Source organism: Dehalobacter sp. DCA (assembly GCF_000305775.1).
Lineage (GTDB): Bacteria > Bacillota > Desulfitobacteriia > Desulfitobacteriales > Syntrophobotulaceae > Dehalobacter > Dehalobacter alkaniphilus.
On the sequence record NC_018866.1, the window covers coordinates 113,223 to 139,526 of the forward strand.

Genomic DNA, 26,304 nt, shown 5'->3' on the forward strand with positions numbered 1-26,304 from the left:
ATTGGGGGATATTTATATGAGAATCAGTTCAGCTAAAGCTGTTGAACCAAAAACATATGACACAGAGGGCAAAAATTATCTATATAAAACAACAAGTATTATACAGTCAATATTGACTGAAAATCAGCAAAAATTACTTAATGATGCTATTTATGGGGTCGGAGAATGTCAAAAACAAATTCTCGATGTTATAAAAGATATCATTCGTCATGAGAAACTCGATGTACCTAATATGAGTATCGATGAAATTGCTTGGGAGGTATATAAATACATTATTGGGTATGATGTTATCCATGACCTTCTTCTTGATACGGAGATAACGGAAATTTGCGTAAATGGTCCGTATCAAATTACTTATAAAAAGAGTGGAATCAGGTATTTGGCAAAAGAAATTCAGTTTACCGATCTGGCCCATCTTGAAAAAATAACAGAACGCATCTTGCTCACCTGCCACTCGGAAGCCAACGAAGGCAGCCCTATGGTGGATAATGCCTGGCTTCCGGATCGAAGCAGGGTTGTAATCAATAAAAGCGCAATCGTCCCCAGCCACGGAATCACATTAAATATCCGGAGATTTAGGGATAAAAACTTTTCCCTGGAAGAACTTGAAAAGATCGGGACGTTAAAAATAGCTGAGAGAAGCAAATCTCGTAGCTCTCTTAATAGAGAGTATGAAGAGATCAAAAGTATTCCAAGCGAAGAACATTCCTATCGACAGCTTGATTTTATTCGGGATGTGGTAAGCGCGGGTGCGACTATCATAGTCAGCGGCGGGACTCACACAGGGAAAACAACTTTGATTCGTACCTTGGCCTCAATTTTTCAAGATATCATTCCGGATGAAAACGGTCCGGGCGATCCCGAAAGCGGTTTGCGAATAATAACTATCGAAAATGGGCCGGAGTTGCAGCTGGTTAAATACTACCCTGGCCTGGAGGTAGTTGAAATGCTTGAACGCGACACAAAATACAATCCTATAGGTGTAGAGGAGATTTACCCGCAGGTTATGAGAATGGACCCTGATGTGATTTTGGTTGGTGAAATCCGTTTCCCGATCGAGGCAATGTATACTTTGCGGGCCATGCGATCCGGCCATGCAAATACAATGGCTTCAATTCATACGTATGATGCTGAATCCTGTTGTCAGGAATTAAGAACCAAGGTTCAAGCTATCTCCAATGTCAGTGATAAGGTCATTAATACGGAAATCGTCACGGCAGTGGATATTATTATCCAGTTAGGGATAGTGGACAGAAAAATTGAAATCACCCAAGTAGCTGAATTAGACCTGGATTCGGAATGTAATATAGTCATTAAAGATATTTTTAAAAGAGACAGCGACGAGAAAATGATCTTTATCCCCATAAGCAAAAAACTTGCTTATCGTCTTATTGCCAAGGGCAGAAAAAATGCTGGTGATGTTAAGAGGTGGTTGGTATGAGGCTTGTTCTTTGTTATGGAATAAGCATTGGGCTTTTATTGTCTGTAATTGTATGGTTTCTCGGGAAAAAAGAAAAGAAGCAAATATCAGGTTTCATAAATAAAAGAATAAACTATTTGCATGACAAAGTGAAAAATAACAATAGGATAAGTAATTTTGCAAGATATTGCAATCAAAGAATCTATATTACAAATTTGAAGTTGAGCTTAAAAGCTCTTCTTTTTATTAGTATAGTTTTCTGTTTTATTGCTTTTTTCCTGTCAATAGTGATCCTTTCTGAAAAAATTCCGAATCCAATCTATCAGAATCCGGGGGCTATAATCGTAAGCCATAATATTTTCGGGATTGTTATTTTTATGATTGTCGGCTTCATGATCCCGTGGGTATTGTTAAATTTAATCTATCACAGTATGCGAAGAATGCTGAATAAACAAGCCTTGAACACTTTCAATCTTATATTAAACAATTATATTGTCCGTAATAATCTTGAAGCTGCAACCTGGGATTCAATTGCTGGCATGCCGCCTCGAATGCGGTCTTTGTTTAGCCGAATCCAGTCCCGGGTGAATAATGGGGAAGAATTCGACACGGTCATATATAAAATATCAATACTACTAAAACTGCAATCTTTCAGGGACTTTTACAACGTTATCGTTTCTTCGAGGATGGCTGGGGGCAACACAGAAGATCTTTTATACAGGCTTACGGATAAAATCAGATCAAGAAAAAACAGGGCGCAATCAATTAAAGAGGATCTTAATCCTCTAATCTCAAAAGCGGTGGCTTTTACGCTGGTAATGATTCTTACGTATTTAGGCGTAAGTCTTGTTTGGCCGGATTCAATAGCCCTGGTAAAACAATCCTCAATAGGACACCTTTATATCAACTCTATAATAATCTCCATTTTAATTGAGGCTGCTCTGTTACTAAAATTCTTATCAATGGAGGATTAAGTATGAATATACTTTTGATTTGTTCTATAGGAATTTCACTGGGTTTAATGCTGCTTTTTGCGGCATTTTTTATTAGGACAAACCGCAAGGAGTCAAAGAGAATAAATTCTCTTCGCACTACTGTACTTTCATATAGGCAAGCCCAGGATACTGCTTTAGAAAAAATTCGCAAAAAGACGGCAAATTATATCTCAAAATTATTAAGCAAAAAGCCAGGGCATAATCGTTCAGCTTACATGCTAGAAATACTTAAACAGCCTGGAAAACCGATGCCGATTGAATATGCGGAATATAAGACTTTTAAAAATTTATCCCCTTTCATATTTGCGCTCTTATTCGGCTTTGCAGGCTTTTCCACGAAAGATTTTCTGATGATAATAGGGCTGATCTGTGCAGGCTTTTTTGTGGGGATAATAGCACCTACAGCCATTCTTTCGTATTTTTACAACCAATACAAAAATGATCTCATCAATGAGTTGTCGGAAATCATGACATATATCGTTGATTTAAGAAAAGCGGGGCAAACAATACCCGATTCTATTCGCGGTGCCTTATTTGCAACAAATAAATTACGGCCTCACTTAGAAAAACTCTTGCAAGAGATGTCAATAACAGGGTCAAAACCGGCACTCGCAAAATTGAGTAAAGAAACTGATATTGATGAATTGAAAAACTTAGCGGATATTTTAATGCAATCTATCACAATTGATAGTTCTAATATGGTTGCATATTTAGCAAGCCGGTCACGGGACATTGAATATATTGAGGGATTAAAAGAAATAAGGCGGTATAAAAACAAAAAAATACTTGTCGAAGCATTAACCGCAATTCCTTTTATTATGATCCCGGTAATAATTCTTGTCCCGCTGCTATACCAGGCCAACCAAAGCCTTGGCCAAATAATGTAGGGAGGTGGCTATATGTGAAAAAAAATGTCTGCTATCTGGCAGCAGTGCTGCGTGATGAAGGGGGGGATCTTGTTCAAAATATCGTCTTGTTGTTCGGGGGCATTCTGGCAACGATAGGCATTGCAGTGATTCTTTACAATACAATAACAGCTAAAATAGCCAATGACTCAGCCGGAATGAGCAAACTTAATTAAGAAGGGGGGTTATTTTTTTATGGGAAAAACTCTAAAAAGCCTTTATCAGGATGAAGGCGGTGATTTAGTTCAAAACATCATCTGGATCTTCGGTGGTGTTCTGGCGACGGTTGCAGCCGTGTCGGTGTTGTTTGTTACAATCCGGGGCAAATTGACTGATATGAATACCAGTATAACAAATATCACCACTCCTTAATTAAAATATTCCTCACCGTGAGGAGGAAGGGAGAGGGCGGATAGTATATGTTTAGACGTATACTATCCGCTTAAAATTATGCTTAAATTACTAATAAAACAAATGAAAAACCCTGATAATGAACGCGGATCTACCTTGATTGAATTCTTGATTGTCTTTGCCTTATGGATCGCGATATTCTTCACCTTTATATCTATGTTTTTTCTTAATATCTTACAGGGCTCAATGGTTAATGCCGTGAATCTTGGCCTGGAAAGGGCTGCTATTGTTGGAGGAACTACTACAGAGATCCAAAATCTAATTAAAGATCAGCTTAAACACACCGGCGTCAATACCAGTTTATTTATGATTACCGGATCGGGCAGCGATGCCAGCCGCGTTGCTTACGGACAATATATAACAATTTCCATAACCGGCCCCCGGAAATTTACCGATTGGTCAAGCGGGCATCCGGTTTCTAAATCGGAGACGGTTACGGTAACCAAAACGATAATGAGCCAATATTTGCCCTAAATGAGGTGATTTATGAAGAAGCTATATAAAATAATCAAAGACGACCGGGGTTCATCTTTAATTGAACTGCTGATTTTTTTAGGTATTTCTCTTGCCCTTATTGGCTGGGCGACGGATTACTACCACGCAATAAACATAAAACGGGGAATAACAGACAGTATAAAATTTGCCGCTTTAGCAGCCAGCCAGCAAACCGACCAGGCAAAATTAAATCAAGGTATTTTAGCTATAGACTCAACGCAAGCGGATGTTGTTTTTTTAGAGATGTTAAAGAAAAATTTATCTTTAGACAATAACCTGAATCCGCTTCCGGGCTCGCCGGTGATTTATGTTAATAAAGCAACGCTTTATTATAAAACCTACAATTCTGATGTTTTGCCGGCAGTAAGCCCGATAGACAGTCACGCTATCACTGAGCCATCCTATGTGGTTTATATCGAAGTTAGGGTAAGGCGAGGCTTAACGCAAATAGTAAATTCAACCCCTTATTGGACAATTAAAGTAGCGAAAGACGCTGCTTTAAAAATTTCACCATAAATTCAAACGTAAGGAGTGATTAAATAGATGGTTAACTATATAGCATTACTGATACCTTTAATTATGCTGTCAATTTGTGTTGTGACGGATTGGCGGAAGCGGAAAATATATAATTTGGTGACAACACCCGGGTTTATTCTCGGGATAATTTATGTAATATACGTCAAAACATATTCCGCAAGTTATTGCGTTTCTTTATTTTTCCTTTTCTTAATTCTCCTATTAGTTTATTCCCATGGGGCAATGAGGGGAGGGGATGTTAAATTGCTATTGGCTCTGAGCCTGTTTTTAACACCCGGAGCCTTCTTTTTCAATTTAGCGCTCTTTATGTTTTCAGCTTTTTTTTATTTCTTTTTTCAAACTGTACGGGTTAAAGGCTTATCCCAAACTGTTAATGATGTAAAAACAGATTCACTTGTTTTTATCGCTATCGGAGAAAATAATAATTCCTTTGCAAATGGCGTAAAAAGTACATTTTTTCCCGGAGGCGGAGCCGCTTTAATTTCTTTATGCTATATAGTTACTTCATTATTGTTTAATATAAAATTATTTTTATGAGGAGATATGGATATGTTGAAATGGGAATTAGATGTTTCAGAGAACTTAAATCAAAGAACGGAAGGATTCAGCGCATCAATAGGGATGGATAAAATGGAATTCATCAAATTTGCAGTTCTTATGCAGTTAGAAAAAATGGAAGCCATGATGGATGAAAGAAGAAAAAACGGCAGTCCAGCCAGTAAATCGATAATTTCTGAAACTAGCTATATTGAAATGGGAGACAAAATAGTGCCGTTAGAAAATAATAAATAAGAGGGAATTATCATGAAAAAAATATATATTTTGATCATCTCTATTGCAGTTGCAATAGCTGTTGTTTCCGCTGTTTTTTTAATAAATAGCGGAGTTTTTTTATATTCCGGGACAAATGATACAAATCCCAATACTGCCATTCAGAAATCAGATTCTGAATCTCAAAATAATTCTAATCCTGAGAAAAGCTTAGATCCTATTATCCAACCAAAGGACAGAAATGGTAACGCTAATGATAAGGGAGATCAAGAGCTTACCGTCGGAACTGATCCTGCCCCAACCGAAAAGGAGGAATATAGCAAAGGGGACTTATCTTTAAGCAGTCTTGGCCGTCCTGTTGATATTAAAAATTATGTTGTCAAAACGGAGAAGGAAATGACTGTTTTTAAAATCGCAGCATCTTGGATCAATGAAATGAGAACTGTTGATTTTAAAAATGCTAATAACCTAAATACGACACCCGGAAGTCAATATACAACAAGCCACTTTCAAAAAATGATTGATGGTTCTCTGCCAGGGCTTAAATCCGAGGTCATAAAAAACAACGATACCAAGCAAGTACTGACTTTATACTTAGAGGAAATTGGATTTCAGGCGATTCCTCAACTCGATAATCAAGAGGGTGCTTTTTTAGAATTTCAAATGGACTACAAACTATCTCAGTTGAACGGGGGATATGCTGTGGTTCAATGCAAAGAAAAAGTAATATTAATCTATGAGCAAGGCGCATGGAAAGTAGACGCAGAGACGTTTGAACAATTGAATGTTTATCACAAGGAGGGTTAAAGATGAATTTATTATCCCGGAAAGAACTGCATCAATTCAGAAAATATAATAACAGATTTGAAAGAGAATTACGCAAGACTAATTTATGGTCTATTGATCCTGCTATGAATCCGGAACAAATTATTAGCGTGGTTAATGATAATAAAACAGCATTGTTTTCTTCATCAATAAAACAGTTTGACAGGCACCCTGATTTATTTAAGAAGGATCTGGACTTTGGCAAAATGGACCTTGTTGAAAATATTAAATACCCTGAGCGGACTACATTGATTATTAAGGTAACTCATGCTTGTAATCTGCATTGTCCTTATTGTTATGACCTTATGTATCGCAAAAGCTTAAACGCTGAAGGGAATTTATTAACGATCGATACTGTAAAACAAATTCTAAAAGTATTTAAGGAGTTGGATATTGGTCAATGGATATGGCATGGCGGCGAACCGTTGTTAGTTGATAACGTTTTTTACGAAGAAGCGAATTCTTTGATTAATGAACAGTTCCCGAAAGCTTCAATTGATATGCAGTCCAATCTTGTTTTATTAAATGACGAAAAAGCCCGGATGCTCAAAAAGTGGGATGTACGGCCTGGTTTTTCATTTGACGGTCTGACAAATCATTTGACCAGAAAAAACACGGGTGATCTTATGCGCTCTTTATTGGTTGCGGAAAGAAACGGAATCTTTAGTGGGGCAATAATGCTGATAACCAGCGATAATATCAATCAGCTGATAGATGAATATGAGTATTTTAAGCGTTTAAGGCTGCATTGTAAGATGAACTTAATTTTTGCAGCAAATAAAAATGACAAAACTTACAATTTAGATGGCAAATTGGCTGCTGAAAAGCTTTGTGATTTTTTCGATTACTGGATAAAAGATACTCAAGGCCCTGTCAGTTCCGATATTTGTGAAAGATATCTTTTTGCAGCCTTAGATGCTGGTGGATCATGTAGTTTCACTGATTGTGCCGGGGAAAATTATTGGTTCTCTGTTCAGCCTAATGGAGATATTTATCATTGTGGGCGTGATTGGCCTGAAGAAAATTCGCTTAGTTTCGGTAATATTTTTGATGTAGAATCTGTTTCAGATATTATAGAACACCCAAATCATAAACGCTGGTACGAAGGTACAAGAAGGATGCTTAAAAATTGCAGTAGTTGTGACTTTTTCTATTCCTGTCATTCCGGCTGCTATAACGACAATGTGCAATATGATCCTTCCTTGAATAAGCCTGAGCCAAGCAACTGTTATCTCCATAAACACGTCATTAGTCATATTATTAAAACACTTAATGAAATAGATTTTGATGATATGCCTAGTTATAACCCTATATTTTTAAATTTTCTATTTAAGTTTCAATTTAGAAGCGCCAAGATGCTAAACAATATTTTGGATGAATCTATCCGGCAAATTGAAGTGCCGGTGAAGGCTGAAGATAAACTCAAAGAATTTCTTGTAGGTTAGGAGGGTCTCTTTTTTATGATAAATATTTTTAAAAGAAAACAAAAATTTAATCCCCATATCCCCTCAAAGGATATGGTTTTTTCTGTACCATTGTTATATGACTATGGGTATATACATGAATTGGCTAAACTTAATAACCAAAATACCAAATATAAGGTTCGCAGTGTCTATAACAGTCTTCCTTCATCATCCTACGCGAAATCAGGATTCGAGCATGGACGGTCAGTCAATGTACAAGAAGACAGTAATAAAATAAAGACACTGGCTGACCTTAAATCTTATGTAGAGAAACTTACGGAGAATGGTATTGATTTTGTATATACAATGAATAATATTTCAACGGTTTCTTTGTACGATTTTGAACTGCAAATAGTTCAGTTAAAAGAATTTGTAAACCATTTAGCTGATATTGGAGTAAGAAGCATCACAGTGGGCAGCCAACTCCTTGCGGATTTTTTCAAAGAAGAATTTAGGGATTTATCTGTAAACGCTTCAACAATGATGGATATTAGGTCAATTACGCAGGCTAAATATGTCGTTGAAAATCTTGGTATCTCGAATATAATACCGGCTTCAGACTTAAATAAGGACTTTACCTTTATTGAAGCATTTAAAAAATATTTTCAGAATACGACTTTAGAGCTTATGGCCGACGAGGGATGTATTTTTGCCTGCCCAACAAAAAACATTCATTATTCATTGTTCGGCAGACAAGAAAATATTCATAAATGCAGCCCTGTCTTCAGGGAATTCCCCAAATTTATCTGTGATGAAATTACTCAAAAAAATCCAGCCCTGCAAATGTCTATGAACCGAGTAATCTTCCCGTGGGAACTAAAATATTATGAAGAACGCGGTGTGAATATTATTAAGCTTGTAGGCAGGGATCACCCAAAACCTGAATTATTGAATAAAATTCGTGCGTATATGATCGGGGCAACTGATATTGAATACGGTCAGAACGAATTTTACAACACCTACAATTCACGGTTTCTAAATTCAAAATTCCATATTTATGGAACAACCAAGATGAATGAAATAATGGAGTATATGCCCAATTTAGAGTTTTTTATTGAACATAAACCTCAATGTTCTAGTCAGTGCGGGAGCGTATGCAAGTATTGTTACGGATGTGCTGATAAAATTAATGAATATATAAAATCTAAAAATATCCTGACAAATGTCGGTTGTATAGGTTAGAGGTGATGATATGGCAAGAAGTTATAACAAAATCAAAAGGTTAATCCAAGGTTTTCTATCTTTAAGCATCCTTTATTCTTCAATAACAAATGACTTGGTTATCGATCAATCACAGCCGTTAGATAAACCTCAGCCAAAGGATGGGAAATACTTACTCGGCACACAAATAAAACTTGTACCCCAAAAAGCTTTTGCCTGGGTTGATTGGGTATGGCCTAACTGGGGACAAAGTGTATATGGGAATTATGTAAATTGGAATGCTGCATATAATAATGCCGGCGTGTGGGAAGCTCATAATCAATGGGAAAATCATAGCGAAACATGGAACCAATATTCTAATTGGACTGCTTATTCTAATTATAGCAATTACAGTAATTATGGTAATTATGGCAACTGGGGTGATTATAGCAATTATTCTAACTATAGTAATTGGAATAATTGGACACCACCTCCATCGGTTGTGGCAAGTGTACAAGCCGTCGCATTTCCAAACACAACAATTCAGATTACAGCAACAACAACCGGGACCACCACTTCTGTTACTGCTACAAATACTTTAAATTCAACAGTAATTACCTTTACTAATACCGGTGGAAATACATGGGTTGGATATTTTAATGTGCCTACCGGTACAACTGTTCAACCGATAACCTTTAATGTTACAGCTAGTAATAGTACTGGATCGAGTAATGCTGTTGCAATCACAAACGTAAAACACTTCCAAAATGCAATTACTCGGTAATTTAAGTAATAATTTCTATTCTTTTCCCTAACCTGAATATTTTAAGATATTTCTTTTAAAGGAGTGTTCCCATGAATATTATGTTAAATAATTACTGCAACCTAAAATGTTCTTATTGCTTTGCAAGTTGTGATCCTAAGAACATGGTCAATATTTCTGATGATAATTATGAATATATAATCAATTTTTTTAAGAAATCGGCGCATGTTGATTTAAGATTACTGGGTGGGGAGCCGACACTGCATCCAAACTTTGAAAAATGGGTTAATCAAGGAATAGATGATCCATTTTTCCGGAGAATTCAGATTTTTACCAATGCTATTGCTTTAGATAATACATTGAGCCGATATATAGTGGATAATAAGGTTTCGTTTCTGATTAATTTAAATGGGCCTAATGTAATCGGTGAGAATCTATATAATAAGACAATAGACAATGTAGAAAACCTGGTATTTGAATATCGGAGAAAAAATATGGAACCTCAGGTTACTCTCGGCATTAATATCTTTGAGCCGAATTTTAACTATAAATATATTATTGAGCAAAGCAAAAAACTAAAATTAAAGACCATCAGATACAGTATTACGGTACCCTCAGAAGATACTCAGAATGGCAGTCTTGAACATTATGAAAGTTTTGTTTCCAAATTAGTTGAGTTTTTAGATGATTGCTATAGAAATGAGATTTCTCCTCATGTTGATTGCAATAATCCGCCTAAGTGTATTTTTTCTAATGAACAACTTGTGAATTTCATTTACTCAGGTTTTGATCTTATTCGCAAGGGAATATGTTCGCCGGTTATGGATATAAGGCCCGACTTGAGCGTCGCTCGATGTTTCGTTTTTGAGGATTATCTAAGTGTAAACATTAAAGATTTTAATACCGTTCAAGATGTCAATGATTTTTTTCTAACAGAGATAGACAGTAAAAGATATAATAATCCTCCGTTTAACCAATGCCCCGGATGCAGGTTTTGGGAAGAAAAGAAATGTATCGGCGGTTGTTTAGGGTATAGTATCAGGGGAAAATCATCCACATGCTGTGCAGGATAGCTTTCTTCATGGTGACAGAATAGGAAATTCTTCCAAAATTGTGGTATGATTTTACAGTAATAAAATGACCCGGTTGATTAATATATTTGGAGGTTGTTATGAGAAAAATGACATTTGGTATTAAAGGTATATTTTCTATAGTTCTTTTGATGCTGGTTTTGGCTAGTCCTGTATTAGCATCCACGGATAGTTCGGAAAGGATATGCGGAGCGGATAGATATAAAACAGCAGAGGCAATTGCAAATACGGTTAATAGCAAGGAGGTCGATTGTGTAGTTTTAGCCCCCGGCAATAGTTATGCCAATGCTTTACCAGCCGGTGTGCTGGCCTACAAAAGTAATGCCCCTTTGTTATTAATAAATTCTACGGCAAGTAATACCATCGAAGCTTTTAATTATATAAAATCTCATTTATCTTCGACAGGGAAAATATATCTTGTTGGAGATAATGACCTTATTGGAAATGATTTTATTACAAGCCTTAATGGCATGGGTTATACCAATATAATTAAGATTTCTGGCTCTGATATTTATAATACTGATTACTTAATTGCCAAAGAATTAAATGTTCCAAATAATACGCCCATGGTTATAAGCTCTGGAGTAAACTTCCCGGATGCATTGGCAATATCCAGTGTAGCTTCATCAAATGGTTGGCCTATTTTACTCACAGACGGAAGTACATTATCAAACGATATTAAATCAATAATTACTGAAAAGCAGCCGCAAAAGATATATATTACCGGAGGAATAGCTGCTGTAACAAATTCTATTGAAGATCAGATAAAGAGTATCGCGCCAAACTCTACAATCATTAGGTTTGCCGGTAGTGACAGATATGAGACGTCTACTCTTATCGTAGATCAGTTTTTTTCTTCTTCAGAGAATATTTATTTAGCTTCAGGTCTTGATTATCCAGATGCTTTAGCAGGAAGTGTCTTAGCAGCTAAGAGCCAAAGCTCCATTATTTTAATAAATCCAAATACAAAAAGATCTATTCCTGGGAGCGTAGTGCATCTTTTGGTAGAGTTAAGGGGAAAGCAAGTAGGTAAGAATTTAACTGCTCTTGGAGGTATTACCGTTGTCCCGAATGAAGTGCTTCAATTAGCTAATGACCTTATGGGTAAAATTAATTTGACCAGCCTTGGGCAGCCGGTAAATTTCAGTTATGCTTTTACAAAAGATCCCCAATTTAGTCATAACGGTAATTTTGTTGAAGGTACTGGAAGTTTGTCTGAGGAACAACAGATAGCTTTGATTACAGCGGTGAAATTCTATAATTCATGGAAATCGATTAACTATCAAAATCTTGATAACACATCTTATGGATATGAATACTGTACAGATAGATTTGCTGACGGGGAAAAACAAAATCTTTTAAATACTAAATCCTCGCTTATCCAACGAAAATACGTACATCAAATAAATAAAATCACATTATCAAGTTATGGCACGGCTTATATTTTAAAAGATACTCCTTATACTTTCTTCCGTATTGCTGCTGATGTGCAGGGCCATGATGCAAATACAGGAGGGTCTTTTCATGGTACCGAATACCAAATGATTTTGCTTTATAATGTTCGAGGCTATTGGGAGATTGATAGTATAAGATAGTTGAAATTCGTAAAGGAGCGTATGTTTTTGAATTTGATAGGTATTCCACGGTTACATGAGCTGGTTGTTATTGGAATGCCCAAGAACTAAGAAACAATTCTTCTGTCGCCCAGATCTAGTATCGCGCACTCAGATAAGCCTTCAGTTCATCGGCTGGGACGGCCGGTGTGGAGCACTTACCAAGGTAACAGCCGAGGGGAGTCCCGCCATCGGAACAGTGCATCCCTTTGGGTTGGACTGCTCCGGCTATGTGGCACGGGTATTCGTTAACGCGGCGGGAAATTCAGATACGGCAGAGATCATCGGAACCGGTACGTCAAGCCAGTATGCTGCCTGTACACCAGTAAACTGGAGCAATGCACAGCCGGGAGATCTTGCCTTTTATTCCGACTTAAGCCATGTGGGTATTGTTGTAGGTAAGGGAAATGGGAATCTGCTGATTGCTCCGCCGCCAGCCAGAACAATGTAGTGGTATCCTGCGTGTCCGGTTCGAGCTCATCAGGATTTTATATGATTGGCAGACCTGAGTTTTATGAATAAGATTCTGATACCTGGCTAGAAGCGATAAAGTTTTGCGAAACTTCATAATATAATAATGCCGATCTGAATGGGCTCTAGCTTTCTCAGATCCATTAAGAAATGATGCAAGTAGCCTATTGTGATGGCTTCTATCTTCGCGAGTTTTATTAAAAGTAATATTTACAATCTTATTTAATAATCATATAATTATATATGTATATGTTAATTCTTGCGAGGAGGTATTATTTTGAATGATTTATTAAATTTGTTTAGTATGCTTTCAGATAAAACGAGACTACGCATTTTATTATTATTGTTGGAACATGAATTGTGCGTATGTGAAATCTCTGCAGCTCTTGAAATGTCCCAACCCAGAGTATCTAGACAACTGGCAATATTAAAGCAGGTAAGACTGATCAAAGACAGAAGGGAAGGCAAATGGATATATTATAGAATTGAAGAAAATGCCGACACAAGATACTTGATGCGTATACTTTCACTTCTGCCGGATTGGTTAAAGGATGATTCGGAATTCAAGAATGACAAAACAATGTTGAATAAGATTTCTTGTTTGAAAAATAAGTTGGAGAGCTGTGAATGTATCTTGCCCAGAAGTGAAAACATTGGGGAATAATGAATGCTGCAACCTGAGCATCGTGATGAATGTGAGCAACGATTTTAAAAACTCTGCATTTGGTTTTGGTAACCTGTAGGCAAGTCAGTTCATAAAGAGGAGGATAAAAAAATGGAATTTTTACAAGAACAGTTGAAAGCAAAAAAGGCGGGTATTTCTTATGCAGTATTGACAGTGGCGGAGACAGAAGGCACCTCTCCTTGGAAGATAGGTAAGAAGATGCTTCTGCTGGAAGACGGCACGACTTATGGGACCATTGGCGGCGGAGAATTAGAACGCCAGGTACTTCAAGAGGCCGCTCAAGCAATAAAAGAGAAACAGAACTTTTTTCGGAGATACACAAATACTCCTTCATACGAAGAACCTGGCTTGGGGTGTAGTTTTAAGGCGAGTTTGCTGGTGGAAGTGGTCTGTTCCAGTTTACAGCTTGTGGTCTGCGGAGGAGGGCATGTAGGCAGTGCTGTGCTGCGTTTAGGAAAACTACTGAATTTTGAGACGACACTGATTGATAACCGTTTTCCGGGTCATATTGAGGAGAAGATAGATATAGCGGATCGTTTCATTCAATGCAACACATTTGAAGAAGGTATTTCAGGTGCGGATATCTATGATGGAGCATACTATCTATGCTGCGCATCCACGCACACTCAGGACAAATCTGCCCTTAAAGGCGCACTGCAGAAGCGCTTTGCCTATGTGGGAATGCTAGGCAGCATCAAAAAAACCAAAGAGATGTACCGCCAGCTTGAGGAGGAAGGCATCAGCAAGGATTTGCTTGAGCAAGTACACTCGCCCGTCGGGCTGGATATCTGTGACATGTCCCCGGAAGAAGTTGCCTTTTCCGTATTGGCAGAGATTTTAATGCTAAAAAATGGCGGCACGGGTAAACCCCGCAGGGATCTGAAGGCAGCGCCAACAACAAAGGTGGATTTGTAGAAATTCAAATATAAAAATTTATATGTTTTACCTAGGGTTTTAATAAAATAAAGGAGTGTCTTGAACATGATTATTAAGATTTTAGGATCAGGCTGCAAAAATTGTGTTACTCTTACTGAAAATACTAAAGTTGCTTTGGAAGAAGCGGGAGTTTCTGGCGAAGTAATGAAAGTTACAGATATCCAAGACATCATGGCCTATGGCGTGATGTCCACACCAGCCCTGGTTATCGATGAAAAGGTGGTATCTTTTGGAAAAGTTCTAAAACCAAAAGAAATCGTTAAGATTTTAGAAACTGTGAGGTAGAAAACAAATGGCTCCGGAAGAACTATGGATTATCTATAGTCCCAAGCTTAAGAACTATATTATGAAACAGGTCTCGGATCAATATGAAGCAGAGGATATTCTTCAGGAAGTAGGTCTTCGGATACAAAAAAGTGCGAGCAAAATCCAGGAGATCACGAATGTGGAAGCCTGGTTGTATCGAATCGCGCATAATCTGATTGTGGATTATTACCGAAGTGCAAGAAAGTATGCGTTGACGGAAGATATCGGTGATATCGCTGATATAGCTAATTTAGCTGAACGGGATGCCACAGGACGGGAAAACTACAATAATGAAACAGCGGAGTGCTTGCTTAAACTCGTGGAATACCTACCAATAACCGATCAAGAAGCTATTCTGGAATGCGATTATAAGGGGACCAAACAAAACTTACTGGCGGAAAAATGGGGAATAAGTAAATCGGGGAGTAAAAGCCGGATTCAGCGGGCGCGAAAAAGATTAACTGCTGTGCTGCAGAGCTGCTGTGAAGTTAAAAAAGACCACGCTGGCAATATAATTGAGTTTAATAATAAAGACCATACTGGAACGGAGTTTTCCTGTTTAAAGTGTTAAAATTGTGCGTCCTTTTTTTAAGAGTGCCGTCTTAACTATTGAAACATGTATAAAACAATATCATAGGGAGGCATAAAAATGAAAACACTGAAAATTGAATGGAAACACCTTGACGTAGAAGGAGAGACCTGTGATCGCTGTTATGATACGGGCGAGAATCTGGCTAATGAAGTAAAACGATTAAACAGGGCCTTACAGTCAAAGGGCATTGAGGTCGAATGGATCGAAACTAAGCTTGATGATACCCAAATTCCTCAATCAAATATGCTCCTTTTTAATGGCGTTCCCATTGAAGATATTCTGAATATTGAGGTATCAGAGAACTACTGTGATTCCTGTACAACTTTACTGGGAGCTGAAACCTACTGTAGAACGGTAAGGTATGAAGGCAATGAGTATGAAGATATTCCGGCAAAAGCCATCCGGCAGGCGGCACTCAAGGTAATGGGCATAGACGAAGAACCCCCAGCAGAAAAATCTTGCTGCAGCTGCAATAGTAGCGGTTGCTGCTAACACCAATTGAATTCTCTCCCTTGTACAGTCAAGGGTTTTTATGAGGTCTTCTTGCCAAAGGGATTGGTCGGAAGACTTTTTTTATTAAAAAAGCGTGAAAAGACTTACACAAAAAAATGATATAGTATATAATAATCTCATATACGCATATCCGAATAAACGAATAAAAGGAGTGAATAAAATTAAAAACATTGAAGATATCCTGAAAGCCTTAGCAGATGAAACCCGATTACGGATCATCAATTTACTGTATGAAAAGGAGGAGCTTTGTGTCTGTGATTTGTATGAGGCATTGAAGATAACCCAAACTAAAGCTTCCAGACATTTACAGTATTTAAAAAATGCAGGACTTGTGGACGATAGAAAGCATGCCCAATGGATATATTATTCAATAAAAAAGAATGAACAAATGAAATTCATAGACAATCTGGTTTATAACAATTTAAGAAACATCGAACTATATAAAAATGATTTGGAAAGTTTGACGGAATGGTTAAAACAAAAAAATATTCTGTGCGATAGATAGTGGAGGTAGGCGCAATGTGTGGATGTGGTTCATCATCCAGGGAAAGAAAAAAGACAAAAGAAGGAACAATCAAACAAGAGACGCAAATTAACCCAGACGGGAGTTTGCCGCTTTCCGAAGAGGTTTTGGAACAACTGGGAATAACCGCGGGGAGCAAAGTTATCGTCAGCAGTTCCCCTTCGGGACTCTCACTGAGGAATATAAATCCGGCGCTGTCAAAAATCTATATTGAACCGACAAATACGTGTAATCTGAATTGCCGAACCTGTATCCGTCATACCTGGAAAGATCCGGTTGGATTTCTGAAGATGGAAACATATATCAAATTGTTAGAAGAAGTTTCCACAATACCATCGATAACGAAGATTAGCTTCTGGGGCTTTGGAGAGCCCTTGTTACACCCTAACATCGTGGAGATGATTGCTCGGGCAAAAACATTGGGTTTAGAAACACAGTTAATAACCAATGGACTTTTATTAGATTTGAAAATGGCGAAAAGTTTAGTTGCCGCAAATTTGGATAGTATCGTCGTGTCCATCGATGGATCGAGTGAGGAGACTCAAGCGGATGTCAGGTCAGGTGCAGATTTGAATTTAGTGAAGAAAAATATAAAACAATTACGATTAGTCCGTTATCATAATGAAAGCGCTACACCGGAAATAGGGATAGAGTTTGTTGCGATGAAGAGCAACGTAAAAGAACTGGGTAACATAAAAGACGTGGCCTGTGAACTCGGGGCAAATTTTATTTTCGTGACAAATGTATTACCCTATAGCAGTGAATTAAAAGATGAGATTCTCTATTGGCAAAGTGTAGATATGAAATTACCCCAGCAGGGTTGTGAATTTATGCCTAAGATTACTTTTCCGCCGATGGATAATAGAAGAGAAGAAGTAGGCGAAAACTTATTTAAAATCTCAGGACCGGTTGACTTGTCACATACCATTGTGAATAAAGGGGATGGCTACTGTCGTTTTGTTGGGGAAGGTTCCTTGGTGATAAGCTGGGACGGCGAGGTTAGTCCTTGCGCAGCACTGATGCACGCTTATTCCTGTTATGTTTTGGGACGAAAAAAAGATATCAAACGTTATACTGTGGGAAATATCGAACAAGATAATATAACTGACTTATGGGATAATCAAGATTTTACTAATTTCCGGGAACGGGTACAACGTTTTGATTTTGCTCCATGCACGCATTGCGGCGGTTGTGAAATGGCTGAGTCCAATGAAGAGGATTGCTATGACAATACATTTCCAGTTTGCGGAGACTGTCTATGGGCGCAAGGGGTCATTCAGTGCCCATAAATTTTCAGTGTGACGAAGATCAAATTTGTACTTGTTTCACGTAATGATCGTATCGACGAGAAATGTCTTGTGTACATCGACGCCACAACAGATGGGATAAACGATTTTCAAATTTCTCCCTCCTTGCAATGAAATCGTGAGGGATAAGACAGTGACTGGATTGCCGAACATTTAACGCTGAGCTAAAACAATGATTAGCGTACGGCCTCGTGGCACCACTTATTTGTGCTTGAAAGGCGATCCTTACACTGGTTTTTATACTGATTTAAGCAAAGAGGCAGTCTGCAACTCACCTCACTGTGCTTTGTAGTGTGCCTTTTCCTCAGAAACATTGTAACGTGGGGATGACCGCTGAACACCCCTTTTCATTACTAATTGTGTCGCCCGCAGCAGGCGGCGAAATGGAGGTTGTTATGAACGATACATTAATTCAGGAATTAAAACAGAATGCTGAACAGTTATATAGAAGTGGTGACTACCTTTGCTCGGAGGCAGTATTTACTGTAGTCAATGATTATCTCGGGCGGCCTTTACCTCCTGAAGCAGTTCGGATTACATCCGGTTTTCCTGTTGGAATAGGTCATGCAGGGTGTACATGCGGGGCTCTCAACGGTGCTGTTGTGGCCTTAGGGCTAAAGTATGGTCGTACTGGTCCAAAACAAGACAACCAGGAAATTATAAGTTTAAGTAAAGAATTACATGATGAGTTCAAAAAGAAATTTGGCAGTACCTGTTGCCGTGTCATCATTAAGGATTTTACTTTCGGGAGTCCTGAACACCTTGAACATTGCATTAATGTTACTGGCGAAGCTACAAAAATGGTATTAAATAAATTGTAAACAGCTTATGAGCGAACAGGGAGTATTGCTAACTACTTTTTTGAAGTAGTTAGCAATACTCCTTCTGCTTTTCTCTTGAAAATCTGCACTTAGATAAAAAACTCTTGACAATGAAAAGGGTTACAGACATAATATGCACAATAGTGCATATAGGCATATAAACTATCTGCTCACTATATAATTATGGAGGTTAAAAATGTTTGCTGAACAATTAAGAATCGCTCTTGCGGAGTTTTGGCATGTGGCATGGGTACTGGTGCTTTTAATTGCAGCTATCTCTGTCCTTACAGGTTTTGTCAGAGAGTATATCCCTCAAGAAAAGTTTCAAAAAAGAATGAAGAATCAAAACAAAATATTAGGACCGATTATGGGGGCAAGTCTTGGTGTGCTTACGCCCTTTTGTAGTGCCTCAATGGTACCTGTAGCCATGGGCATGATAGAAATGTCGGTACCATTTTCAACGGTTTTTTCCTTTTTTATTTCAGCCCCGCTTTGTAATTTTGTTGTGGTCGGCATCATATTTGGAACATTCGGTTGGAAAATAGCATTAATCTACTTCCTTTGGACTTATTGTTGTGCTATCATTGCAGGACTTACCGTGGGTCGCAGTAAGGTCAAAAATCATGTGAAGAACTTAGCGGAAATAGCCGCAGATAAAATGAAGGCAAAAACAGAAGGAAAAAGCAAAAAGTGCCAAGCACCACCGGCATGCTCTACTCAAGTTGCTGCTGCAAGTTGCAGTGATGACTCTGCCAGTGCCTGCTGTGCTCCAACGCCAACTCCAACTTGTACTGTACAACTTGCTAGTACAAGCTGTTGTAATGCTAGTCCTATCAATATCAGTGATAAAACTAACAAGAATACTTCTTGCTGCGCACCAGCATCGTCTAACGGTGGGCATCAAGAAAAGATTAAGGGTGCCTTTCAGTTTGCACTGGCGTTATTTAAACAAATTATTCCTTACGTTATTATTGGGGCAGCGATAAGCGGAATTGCACTTGCATTCATTCCCACTAGTATTGTAGAAAAGTATGTTGGAAATGACGTATGGTACGCTATACCTCTAGCAGCTGCTATTGGCGTACCGCTATATTTGAGGATAGAAATGGCAATACCTATCCTTAGTGCATTGCTAGTAAAAGGCATGAGTATGGGTGCGGCTATGGCACTTCTAATAGGCGGTACTGGGGCGAGTTTGCCCGAAATTGCTATACTTTCGTCCATGTTAAAGCCCAAAGCACTTGTTGCCTTTGTGTTGACCGTTTTTGTAATTGCAACATTGGGTGGAGTTCTGTTTATGCTCATATTATAATGCAAGACGGTGGATTGCTTCCCAGTATCGTTGACAGATATTTATTGGAGCCATATACTTTAAATATGCGTAACATGGCATATGTAGAGCTTATGGAGGTTCACATGGAAAACTATGAAATTAATCCCTTGGAGCGCTATACTATTATATTTAAAGCCCTGTCTGATATGACAAGGCTGAAAATCATGTGGTTATTGCTTTCTGTTGATTCAAAAATAAGTGTATCTGAGATTATAGACGTTTTGGGGGAAAACCAATACAACGTTTCTAAACACCTAAAGATTTTGAAGAATGCAGGACTCATCTTTGAAAAAAAAGAGGGAAGATGGACTTTTTACCACTATCTAAGCAGCGAGGACGCTTTTGATACAGAAATTCGAATAACTGTACTAACTATTCCGAAAGAGTGGATGACGGATGCGGTATCCCGTTGTGAAAAACGTTTAGCCATGCGCGTTGATGGCAAATGCGTAGTTGGTTCTGAAAGTGATGAATGGGCTGAACTTAGAAATGACGGATGATAAGAGCCTTGACCAACATATTTATTTCTAACAGGTTCAATTATCAAAAGGTGAATAGAGAACAAGGAGTGGATTATATGACTTTTTTCTTTAAAAAAGTGCTTGCTCTGCTCAAAGCTTTCGCAACATATTGTCCGTACTGTTTAGCAGGAAAAAAAGTTGTACAGGTTGCCAGTGGAAAAAATAAATTGAAGAAAAAAAATAATCCGACGGAGAAGGAAAAAAATCTGATCGGAGGGATAAAAATGGGAAAATACATTGCAATTATTGGTGTTTTCTGCCCATTCTTTTGGATTTCTTTATTAACAGGAGCCAGCATAGAGATGATTCGTTTTAATGCGATACATTCTGGAATTGTTATTTTGATTGGTTTTGTAATTATGCTTATATGCAGAGTCGGTTTGGAAAAAATAAGAAAGGAAAGCTCTTCCTCAATGTAGATATAGAAAATGCAAATTCCAGCCACATTTATCCTTGTTTCAGGAAGGGACAAGGATTTTTTGCTATAAAAAAAATATTCCTAAACGGGTTGTAAATTAATACCGATAAAAGATATAATATATGCGTAAGCAATTAAACGATTAAACGATTAAACGATTAAACGATTAAACGATTAAAAGATTATAGGCAGTTATGAATGTACAAGGAGGAAAATTGAATGGGTTGCGGATGTGGATGTTCGTCTGGTGATAGTAAACCAAGAGAAGTGAGCCTTAAAACAGAAAAGCAAACCGACCAGGACGGTAGTTTACATCTTCCTGCGGAAGTAATGGAAAAACTACGGGTAACGCCGGGGAGTAAAGTACTTATTAGTGCTTCTTCAAACGGACTGTTATTAAGAAGTACAAATCCTGAGCTGTCCAAGTTATATATTGAACCTACCAATACCTGTAATCTTAGCTGCCGGACCTGTATCCGCCATACTTGGAAGGATTCGGAAGGGTTTATGAGTAGGGAAGTGTATTTAAAACTGTTGGCTGAAGCAAGTGAATTTAAATCACTTCGTAAAATAAGCTTCTGGGGTTTTGGAGAACCCTTGTTACATCCCGATATAGTTGAAATGGTAGCCCAGGCGAAGCAATTAGGAGTAGAAACACAGATTATAACTAATGGGCTGTTATTAGACAAAAAAATGGCCGAAGGTTTGATGCAGGCCGGATTGGATAGCATTGTGGTATCCATAGACGGTACTAGTGAGGAAGTCCAGGCTGACATCAGATCCGGTGCAGATTTGAATGCAATAAAGAAAAATGTTAAATATTTAAGACTGATACGTGAACGAAAAAGCCAGATGAATCCGGAAATAGGGATAGAATTCGTAGTTACCCGAAGCAACGTGAAAGAATTGGGCAATTTAAAAATATTAGCTAATGAGTTGGGAGCTAGCTTTATTTTTATTAGTAATCTCTTACCATATAGCAGTGAAATGAAAGATGACATTCTCTACTTGGATAGTGTACGGATGGGAACCGGCGAGAACGATAATCCACGTATCTATTTTCCCCCTATCGATAATAGGCGTGATGAGGGAGAAAATATAATTAAAGTCTCCGGTCCCCTAGATCTATCTCACACCACTTTGAAAAAGGGAGACGGATACTGCCGTTTTGTTGATGAAGGAACCTTGGTGGTAAGTTGGGATGGAGAAGTGAGTCCTTGTGTCGCTTTAATGCGCTCTTATTCCTGTTACGTATTGGATCGCAAAAAAGACATTAAAAAATACACAGTTGGAAATGTAGCCAAGGATACAATTAAAGATTTATGGGAGAAACCCGATTTTGTAAGCTTCAGGGAACGGGTACAGCGTTTTGATTTTGCACCTTGTACTTGCTGCGGTGGTTGTGATATGTCCGAATCGAATGAAGAAGACTGTTATGGCGATACTTTCCCTGTTTGTGGAGACTGCCTATGGGCTCAGGGCGTAATACAGTGTCCATAAAGTAAAACAAACGTTTTTATTTTTTAGGAGGTGGTTTATTATGGATAAACTATTAGATACCTTAAAATCACTATCAGATGAGACTCGATTAAGAATCATAAATCTATTATATGAAAAAGAGCTTTGTGTTTGTGATATTACAGAAACACTGCAAATATCGCAGACGAAGGCATCAAGGCATCTAATTTATTTGAAAAATGCCGGTCTTGTGCAAGACCGCAAACATGCTCAATGGGTGTATTATTCATTGCCTAGAAATGAACAAATGAAATTTTTAGACAGCTTGGTTTATGATAACCTAAGAAATATCGAACAATACAAAAAGGATATGGAAAACTTGAAAGAGTGGTTGAAACGGAAAAATATTAAATGTGATTAAGGAGTTTGATTGAAATGGATAATGTAAGTAAAACTAGACTATCATTTTTAGACAGGTTCTTAACCCTATGGATATTTATAGCAATGGCTATCGGGGTTTTAGGAGGTTATTTATTTCCTAACCTGGCGGTATCACTGGGGAGCTTCAGTACAGGTACAATATCATGGCCTATAGCCATTGGGCTTATCGTTATGATGTATCCGCCGCTTGCCAAGGTAAAATATGAAGAGATTGGTAAAGTAGCACAAAACAAAAAGGTATTTGGCTTTTCCTTAATTCAGAACTGGATCATCGGACCAATATTAATGTTTGTTTTAGCCATAATATTTTTGGGGGATAAGCCCGAGTTTGCCATTGGTCTGATCATCATCGGGTTGGCACGTTGTATTGCAATGGTTATTGTTTGGAATACCCTGGCCAAAGGGGATAATGAATATTGCGCCGCCTTGGTAGCGCTAAACTCTATATTTCAGATACTTTTATACTCAGTATATATTTATTTGTTCGTTACCCTTGTTCCCAAATGGCTGGGACTTTCCTGGGGTGGACAAATCGTTGATGTTTCTATGTTAGATGTAGCCAAAAGCGTGCTCATTTACTTGGGAATACCTTTTGTAGCCGGCTTTATCACCAGATTCACCCTGATAAGAGCGAAAACCAAAGAATGGTATGAAAAAGTATTTATTCCCAAAATCTCTCCCTTGGCGTTGATAGCGTTACTATACACAATCATTATTATGTTTATTACCAAAGGCGAACAAATTATTAATAATCCTCTGGATGTTGTTAGGATTGCAATCCCGATGTTGATTTATTTTGCAATTATGTTTTTTGTCAGCTTTTATATGGCATATAGAGGTGGCTTCAGATACGATCAAACTGTAACGTTGGCCTTTACAGCAGCAAGCAATAACTTTGAGCTGGCTATTGCTGTGGCCGTAGCAGTATTTGGAATAGCTTCCGATGTTGCTTTTACGGCAGTTATTGGTCCATTGGTCGAAGTACCGGTAATGATCGCTCTGGTCAATGCAGCACTCTATTTTAAAAGAAAATACTTTAATGAAAGTGGCTTGCCCAAAAAAATGGAGCAGAGGGCTTAACGCATGCTGATTCAAGATGGCGGAAGCTATAGATTGCCTCAGATGGATAATAAAGTTATTTAACCAATTTATCGTTTGAATTGCTGATGAGGGCAGGAAAGGGCTCTATTACTACAAGGACAAATATATTTAATATATTTTGACTATAAATCGAAGGGGGGACAAAAACATGATTGTATTTATCACATAATTGTTCATGCCCCGAATACCTTTGACGAGGGTTAAACGTTATTCAGTTAGATAATATTTAGGGGAGGTTTTCTAATGAAAAAGATGTATGAGGAATATTTTCCGGAATATGCGGAAAAATTGGGAGAACTTGACGCTCAATTGTTTGGAAAAGGTAAACTTGATTTAAAAACTATTCACTATATTTGCCTTGCATTAGCAATAAGAGGACGCTCTAAGCCCTGTGTGATTAAGCATTTTAAGGGAGCCAAGGAAGCAGGTGCTACGATAGAAGACCTCACCAGCGTCATTGCTTTAACTATGCGAGAAGCAGCAGGGCAGGATGACGATTGGACACATGATGTACTTGGGGATTGGAATAAACTTTAAGCTCTCCAGAAAAAATAATAGAGAAGAGAATAGTTGCGTAATCTAAAAAAAATATTTGATGTAATTATAAGACTTAGCAAACTAAAAAATGCATTCCGTATACTCCCAGCCCATACTGGGAGTTATTTTCCTTGATTACATGAGCTGAATTAGCACGGGGATCATATCATGAAAGAAGTAAAATGATGTAAGGCGTTGAGCCGGTAATGAGAGGACTTGTAGCAGCACCTATTTAAAAAATATTTTAAGGAAAGTGGCTTGCCCAAAAAGTTGGGACAGAGGGCTTAAAGCATGAAGGAAAAAATTAAGATAGCATTCGTATGTGTTCATAACTCATGCCGTTCCCAGATGGCGGAAGCTATTGCAAAATTGATAGCTGCTGATAGTTTTGAGGCTTATTCCGCAGGTGTTGAGATTAAACAACTTAACCAGGAGGCAGTTGCAGTAATACATGAGCTTTATGGTGTAGATATGAACCAGAGCCAAAAATCCAAACTGATTTCTGATATTCCACCTGTTGATATAGTGGTTACTATGGGATGTAATGTTGATTGTCCTTATCTTCCTTGTAGATATAGAGAAGACTGGGGATTGGAAGATCCGACAGGGAAAGATAAAACAGAATTTATTAAAACCGCTGAATTAATAGAAAATAAGCTGAGAGACCTTAAAGATAGAATTAAAAGTGGGAAACTAAAAATATAAAATTGGAAAAGTATTTAATAAAATTTAGAGGGGGGATTCCGAGTGAAAAACATGTGTCGCGAAGCGGTGGAACTATTGCAAAAAGGACAAAGCTTTGTGATGGCAACTATTTTTGATAAAACCGGTTCAGTCCCACGTACCGCAGGAGCAAAAATGATAGTTCGGGCGGATGGTTCAATTGTCGGCACAATTGGGGGAGGACGTATGGAGGCAGATGCCATACATCTCGCTTTGGAGACATTGCCTTCCAAGCAAACAGTAATGCATTCCTTTGATTTATCCAGCAAGGATGTCGCTTCCACGGACATGATTTGCGGCGGAAAGGGCGAACTATTGTTAGATTTCATCGATGCTGACGATAAAAATAACCTAATGATCTACCAGTCTGCAGCACAAATTATGGAGCGGAGGGAGAAAGCGTGGTTAATAACCGTGCTGGGTAGTAGTATTCCGGGTGTTTCTGGGATATCAAGGCAACAATGCCTGGTAAAACCGGATAAAACTCTTATTGGCCGAGTTGATTGTGATCCATACATTTTGGAGAAGCTAATAGCCGGGCCAGCTAAGATTTCCATCCATACCGAAGCGATTGATAATCAACGCTTTTTGGCAGAACCACTACGACCGGCGGGGACGGTTTACATTTTCGGCGCAGGCCATGTGTCACAAAGAATTGCCTCATTAACTGAAACAGTAGGTTTTAAAACGGTAGTATTGGATGACCGTGCCGACTATGCTAACCGTGAAAGGTTTTCTAGGCCTGTGGAGATTATGGTAATTGATTCATTTAGGAAATTTCCTTCTTTGGAGATTAACGGAGACAGTTACCTTGTTATAGTGACCAGAGGCCATCTGTATGACAGAATTGTCCTGGAGCAGGTACTGAGGAGCGGTGCGCGGTATATTGGCATGATTGGCAGCCGAAGCAAAACAGGACAAATCTTCAAAGAAATGATGAATCAGGGATATAAAAAAGAAGAACTTGACAGTGTTTATGCGCCGATCGGCACGAACATCAATGCTGAAACACCAGAGGAATTAGCGGTAAGTATTGTTGGCGAATTAATCAAGGTGAGGGCGGAAAGAGAAAATATCGGCCCAAAACAAAGAAGCGGTGATGGTGATGGTAGTACTTGCTGCAGAATACTAGTCCCGGATGCTGGAGTTTGAACCATAAATACCGTCAAGACATCTAACGACTCTTAAA

At 38.2% G+C, this 26,304-nt stretch carries 33 protein-coding genes; all 33 read left to right on the plus strand.

The genetic code is table 11. The features are described 5' to 3' along the window. The first annotated feature begins 16 nt into the window (after positions 1-16). The 33 genes from DHBDCA_RS00540 to DHBDCA_RS00700 all read left to right on the plus strand — a co-directional run bounded on the left by DHBDCA_RS00540 (position 17) and on the right by DHBDCA_RS00700 (position 26,267). Positions 17-1,441 carry an ATPase, T2SS/T4P/T4SS family gene (locus DHBDCA_RS00540; protein WP_015042177.1) on the plus strand — a complete coding sequence of 475 codons (1,425 nt, stop codon included), beginning with the start codon at positions 17-19 and terminating at the stop codon, positions 1,439-1,441. Then, a complete protein-coding gene (locus tag DHBDCA_RS00545; protein WP_015042178.1) occupies positions 1,438-2,394 on the plus strand; it encodes a type II secretion system F family protein in 957 nt (318 codons plus the stop codon). The genes DHBDCA_RS00540 and DHBDCA_RS00545 overlap by 4 nt, the downstream gene beginning before the upstream one ends. A 2-nt stretch (positions 2,395-2,396) precedes the next feature. Further along, positions 2,397-3,302, plus strand: coding sequence for a hypothetical protein (locus tag DHBDCA_RS00550; protein ID WP_015042179.1), 906 nt, complete (start codon positions 2,397-2,399; stop codon positions 3,300-3,302). A gap of 14 nt (positions 3,303-3,316) precedes the next feature. Further along, the gene (locus DHBDCA_RS00555; RefSeq protein ID WP_015042180.1) at positions 3,317-3,496 is read left to right on the plus strand and encodes a hypothetical protein; all 180 of its coding nucleotides are present in this window, start codon (positions 3,317-3,319) and stop codon (positions 3,494-3,496) included. A 19-nt stretch (positions 3,497-3,515) separates the two neighbouring features. Next, complete coding sequence (locus DHBDCA_RS15335; protein ID WP_015042181.1) at positions 3,516-3,692, plus strand: hypothetical protein; 177 nt, start codon at positions 3,516-3,518, stop codon at positions 3,690-3,692. 225 nt (positions 3,693-3,917) lie between these two features. Then, complete coding sequence (locus DHBDCA_RS00560) at positions 3,918-4,205, plus strand: hypothetical protein (protein WP_015042182.1); 288 nt, start codon at positions 3,918-3,920, stop codon at positions 4,203-4,205. A gap of 12 nt (positions 4,206-4,217) precedes the next feature. Then, positions 4,218-4,742 carry a TadE/TadG family type IV pilus assembly protein gene (locus DHBDCA_RS00565; protein WP_015042183.1) on the plus strand — a complete coding sequence of 175 codons (525 nt, stop codon included), beginning with the start codon at positions 4,218-4,220 and terminating at the stop codon, positions 4,740-4,742. Positions 4,743-4,805: 63 nt separating this feature from the next. Further along, positions 4,806-5,300, plus strand: a complete 495-nt coding sequence (locus DHBDCA_RS14765; protein ID WP_081580543.1) for an A24 family peptidase — start codon at positions 4,806-4,808, stop codon at positions 5,298-5,300. Between the two features lie 12 nt (positions 5,301-5,312). Next, positions 5,313-5,555 carry a hypothetical protein gene (locus tag DHBDCA_RS00580; RefSeq protein ID WP_015042185.1) on the plus strand — a complete coding sequence of 81 codons (243 nt, stop codon included), beginning with the start codon at positions 5,313-5,315 and terminating at the stop codon, positions 5,553-5,555. A 12-nt stretch (positions 5,556-5,567) separates the two neighbouring features. After that, positions 5,568-6,341: a hypothetical protein gene (locus DHBDCA_RS00585; protein ID WP_015042186.1), complete on the plus strand. Its 774-nt coding sequence runs from the start codon at positions 5,568-5,570 to the stop codon at positions 6,339-6,341. Positions 6,342-6,343: 2 nt separating this feature from the next. Next, positions 6,344-7,804 carry a radical SAM/SPASM domain-containing protein gene (locus DHBDCA_RS00590; protein ID WP_015042187.1) on the plus strand — a complete coding sequence of 487 codons (1,461 nt, stop codon included), beginning with the start codon at positions 6,344-6,346 and terminating at the stop codon, positions 7,802-7,804. Between the two features lie 15 nt (positions 7,805-7,819). Next, entirely contained in the window at positions 7,820-9,004 is a 1,185-nt protein-coding gene (locus DHBDCA_RS00595; RefSeq protein WP_015042188.1) for a U32 family peptidase, read from the plus strand. A gap of 10 nt (positions 9,005-9,014) precedes the next feature. After that, positions 9,015-9,746 (plus strand): hypothetical protein, encoded by a 732-nt coding sequence (locus DHBDCA_RS00600; protein WP_015042189.1) that lies wholly within the window; start codon positions 9,015-9,017, stop codon positions 9,744-9,746. 71 nt (positions 9,747-9,817) lie between these two features. Continuing rightward, positions 9,818-10,798 (plus strand): radical SAM protein, encoded by a 981-nt coding sequence (locus DHBDCA_RS00605; protein ID WP_015042190.1) that lies wholly within the window; start codon positions 9,818-9,820, stop codon positions 10,796-10,798. 98 nt (positions 10,799-10,896) lie between these two features. Next, on the plus strand, positions 10,897-12,411 hold the full coding sequence (locus DHBDCA_RS00610) for a cell wall-binding repeat-containing protein (protein ID WP_015042191.1): 1,515 nt from the start codon (positions 10,897-10,899) through the stop codon (positions 12,409-12,411). A gap of 55 nt (positions 12,412-12,466) precedes the next feature. After that, a complete protein-coding gene (locus DHBDCA_RS14770; RefSeq protein WP_081580493.1) occupies positions 12,467-12,880 on the plus strand; it encodes a C40 family peptidase in 414 nt (137 codons plus the stop codon). Positions 12,881-13,177: 297 nt separating this feature from the next. Then, entirely contained in the window at positions 13,178-13,564 is a 387-nt protein-coding gene (locus DHBDCA_RS00620) for an ArsR/SmtB family transcription factor (RefSeq protein WP_041225756.1), read from the plus strand. Between the two features lie 111 nt (positions 13,565-13,675). After that, on the plus strand, positions 13,676-14,500 hold the full coding sequence (locus DHBDCA_RS00625; protein ID WP_015042194.1) for an XdhC family protein: 825 nt from the start codon (positions 13,676-13,678) through the stop codon (positions 14,498-14,500). 66 nt (positions 14,501-14,566) lie between these two features. Continuing rightward, complete coding sequence (locus DHBDCA_RS00630) at positions 14,567-14,806, plus strand: thioredoxin family protein (protein WP_015042195.1); 240 nt, start codon at positions 14,567-14,569, stop codon at positions 14,804-14,806. Positions 14,807-14,813: 7 nt separating this feature from the next. Then, positions 14,814-15,398: a sigma-70 family RNA polymerase sigma factor gene (locus tag DHBDCA_RS00635; RefSeq protein ID WP_015042196.1), complete on the plus strand. Its 585-nt coding sequence runs from the start codon at positions 14,814-14,816 to the stop codon at positions 15,396-15,398. Between the two features lie 78 nt (positions 15,399-15,476). Next, on the plus strand, positions 15,477-15,911 hold the full coding sequence (locus DHBDCA_RS00640) for a DUF2703 domain-containing protein (RefSeq protein ID WP_015042197.1): 435 nt from the start codon (positions 15,477-15,479) through the stop codon (positions 15,909-15,911). A 172-nt stretch (positions 15,912-16,083) separates the two neighbouring features. Beyond that, on the plus strand, positions 16,084-16,437 hold the full coding sequence (locus DHBDCA_RS00645) for an ArsR/SmtB family transcription factor (protein ID WP_015042198.1): 354 nt from the start codon (positions 16,084-16,086) through the stop codon (positions 16,435-16,437). Continuing rightward, entirely contained in the window at positions 16,437-17,744 is a 1,308-nt protein-coding gene (locus DHBDCA_RS00650) for a radical SAM protein (RefSeq protein WP_242824936.1), read from the plus strand. Before DHBDCA_RS00645 ends, DHBDCA_RS00650 begins: the two co-directional genes overlap by 1 nt. A 413-nt stretch (positions 17,745-18,157) precedes the next feature. After that, positions 18,158-18,583 (plus strand): C-GCAxxG-C-C family protein, encoded by a 426-nt coding sequence (locus tag DHBDCA_RS00655; protein WP_041225757.1) that lies wholly within the window; start codon positions 18,158-18,160, stop codon positions 18,581-18,583. Positions 18,584-18,779: 196 nt separating this feature from the next. Next, a complete protein-coding gene (locus tag DHBDCA_RS00660) occupies positions 18,780-19,895 on the plus strand; it encodes a permease (protein ID WP_015042200.1) in 1,116 nt (371 codons plus the stop codon). A gap of 104 nt (positions 19,896-19,999) precedes the next feature. Then, the gene (locus DHBDCA_RS00665) at positions 20,000-20,416 is read left to right on the plus strand and encodes an ArsR/SmtB family transcription factor (RefSeq protein ID WP_015042201.1); all 417 of its coding nucleotides are present in this window, start codon (positions 20,000-20,002) and stop codon (positions 20,414-20,416) included. A 77-nt stretch (positions 20,417-20,493) separates the two neighbouring features. Further along, entirely contained in the window at positions 20,494-20,856 is a 363-nt protein-coding gene (locus tag DHBDCA_RS00670; RefSeq protein WP_015042202.1) for a hypothetical protein, read from the plus strand. 218 nt (positions 20,857-21,074) lie between these two features. Further along, the gene (locus DHBDCA_RS00675; protein WP_015042203.1) at positions 21,075-22,355 is read left to right on the plus strand and encodes a radical SAM protein; all 1,281 of its coding nucleotides are present in this window, start codon (positions 21,075-21,077) and stop codon (positions 22,353-22,355) included. A gap of 40 nt (positions 22,356-22,395) precedes the next feature. Further along, on the plus strand, positions 22,396-22,734 hold the full coding sequence (locus DHBDCA_RS00680; RefSeq protein WP_015042204.1) for an ArsR/SmtB family transcription factor: 339 nt from the start codon (positions 22,396-22,398) through the stop codon (positions 22,732-22,734). A gap of 14 nt (positions 22,735-22,748) precedes the next feature. Beyond that, the gene (arsB, locus tag DHBDCA_RS00685) at positions 22,749-23,834 is read left to right on the plus strand and encodes an ACR3 family arsenite efflux transporter (RefSeq protein ID WP_015045088.1); all 1,086 of its coding nucleotides are present in this window, start codon (positions 22,749-22,751) and stop codon (positions 23,832-23,834) included. A 264-nt stretch (positions 23,835-24,098) separates the two neighbouring features. Further along, positions 24,099-24,392 carry a carboxymuconolactone decarboxylase family protein gene (locus DHBDCA_RS00690; RefSeq protein WP_015042206.1) on the plus strand — a complete coding sequence of 98 codons (294 nt, stop codon included), beginning with the start codon at positions 24,099-24,101 and terminating at the stop codon, positions 24,390-24,392. 291 nt (positions 24,393-24,683) lie between these two features. Then, a complete protein-coding gene (locus tag DHBDCA_RS00695) occupies positions 24,684-25,097 on the plus strand; it encodes an arsenate reductase ArsC (RefSeq protein ID WP_015042207.1) in 414 nt (137 codons plus the stop codon). 51 nt (positions 25,098-25,148) lie between these two features. After that, entirely contained in the window at positions 25,149-26,267 is a 1,119-nt protein-coding gene (locus DHBDCA_RS00700) for an XdhC family aldehyde oxidoreductase maturation factor (protein ID WP_242824998.1), read from the plus strand. The last annotated feature ends 37 nt before the right edge of the window (positions 26,268-26,304 follow it).

Coding starts and splice junctions, on each gene's coding strand:
- DHBDCA_RS00560 (WP_015042182.1), top strand. CDS start 3,918: ATGGTTAATGCCGTGAATCTTGGCCTGGAAAGGGCTGCTATTGTTGGA.
- DHBDCA_RS00550 (WP_015042179.1), top strand. CDS start 2,397: ATGAATATACTTTTGATTTGTTCTATAGGAATTTCACTGGGTTTAATG.
- DHBDCA_RS00580 (WP_015042185.1), top strand. CDS start 5,313: ATGTTGAAATGGGAATTAGATGTTTCAGAGAACTTAAATCAAAGAACG.
- DHBDCA_RS00540 (WP_015042177.1), top strand. CDS start 17: ATGAGAATCAGTTCAGCTAAAGCTGTTGAACCAAAAACATATGACACA.
- DHBDCA_RS00595 (WP_015042188.1), top strand. CDS start 7,820: ATGATAAATATTTTTAAAAGAAAACAAAAATTTAATCCCCATATCCCC.
- DHBDCA_RS00640 (WP_015042197.1), top strand. CDS start 15,477: ATGAAAACACTGAAAATTGAATGGAAACACCTTGACGTAGAAGGAGAG.
- DHBDCA_RS00590 (WP_015042187.1), top strand. CDS start 6,344: ATGAATTTATTATCCCGGAAAGAACTGCATCAATTCAGAAAATATAAT.
- DHBDCA_RS00660 (WP_015042200.1), top strand. CDS start 18,780: ATGTTTGCTGAACAATTAAGAATCGCTCTTGCGGAGTTTTGGCATGTG.
- DHBDCA_RS00545 (WP_015042178.1), top strand. CDS start 1,438: ATGAGGCTTGTTCTTTGTTATGGAATAAGCATTGGGCTTTTATTGTCT.
- arsB (WP_015045088.1), top strand. CDS start 22,749: ATGGATAATGTAAGTAAAACTAGACTATCATTTTTAGACAGGTTCTTA.
- DHBDCA_RS15335 (WP_015042181.1), top strand. CDS start 3,516: ATGGGAAAAACTCTAAAAAGCCTTTATCAGGATGAAGGCGGTGATTTA.
- DHBDCA_RS00680 (WP_015042204.1), top strand. CDS start 22,396: ATGGATAAACTATTAGATACCTTAAAATCACTATCAGATGAGACTCGA.
- DHBDCA_RS00605 (WP_015042190.1), top strand. CDS start 9,818: ATGAATATTATGTTAAATAATTACTGCAACCTAAAATGTTCTTATTGC.
- DHBDCA_RS00675 (WP_015042203.1), top strand. CDS start 21,075: ATGGGTTGCGGATGTGGATGTTCGTCTGGTGATAGTAAACCAAGAGAA.
- DHBDCA_RS00600 (WP_015042189.1), top strand. CDS start 9,015: ATGGCAAGAAGTTATAACAAAATCAAAAGGTTAATCCAAGGTTTTCTA.
- DHBDCA_RS00690 (WP_015042206.1), top strand. CDS start 24,099: ATGAAAAAGATGTATGAGGAATATTTTCCGGAATATGCGGAAAAATTG.
- DHBDCA_RS00655 (WP_041225757.1), top strand. CDS start 18,158: ATGAACGATACATTAATTCAGGAATTAAAACAGAATGCTGAACAGTTA.
- DHBDCA_RS00565 (WP_015042183.1), top strand. CDS start 4,218: ATGAAGAAGCTATATAAAATAATCAAAGACGACCGGGGTTCATCTTTA.
- DHBDCA_RS14765 (WP_081580543.1), top strand. CDS start 4,806: ATGCTGTCAATTTGTGTTGTGACGGATTGGCGGAAGCGGAAAATATAT.
- DHBDCA_RS00610 (WP_015042191.1), top strand. CDS start 10,897: ATGAGAAAAATGACATTTGGTATTAAAGGTATATTTTCTATAGTTCTT.
- DHBDCA_RS00635 (WP_015042196.1), top strand. CDS start 14,814: ATGGCTCCGGAAGAACTATGGATTATCTATAGTCCCAAGCTTAAGAAC.
- DHBDCA_RS00700 (WP_242824998.1), top strand. CDS start 25,149: ATGTGTCGCGAAGCGGTGGAACTATTGCAAAAAGGACAAAGCTTTGTG.
- DHBDCA_RS00585 (WP_015042186.1), top strand. CDS start 5,568: ATGAAAAAAATATATATTTTGATCATCTCTATTGCAGTTGCAATAGCT.
- DHBDCA_RS00670 (WP_015042202.1), top strand. CDS start 20,494: ATGACTTTTTTCTTTAAAAAAGTGCTTGCTCTGCTCAAAGCTTTCGCA.
- DHBDCA_RS00625 (WP_015042194.1), top strand. CDS start 13,676: ATGGAATTTTTACAAGAACAGTTGAAAGCAAAAAAGGCGGGTATTTCT.
- DHBDCA_RS14770 (WP_081580493.1), top strand. CDS start 12,467: ATGAGCTGGTTGTTATTGGAATGCCCAAGAACTAAGAAACAATTCTTC.
- DHBDCA_RS00630 (WP_015042195.1), top strand. CDS start 14,567: ATGATTATTAAGATTTTAGGATCAGGCTGCAAAAATTGTGTTACTCTT.
- DHBDCA_RS00695 (WP_015042207.1), top strand. CDS start 24,684: ATGAAGGAAAAAATTAAGATAGCATTCGTATGTGTTCATAACTCATGC.
- DHBDCA_RS00665 (WP_015042201.1), top strand. CDS start 20,000: ATGGAAAACTATGAAATTAATCCCTTGGAGCGCTATACTATTATATTT.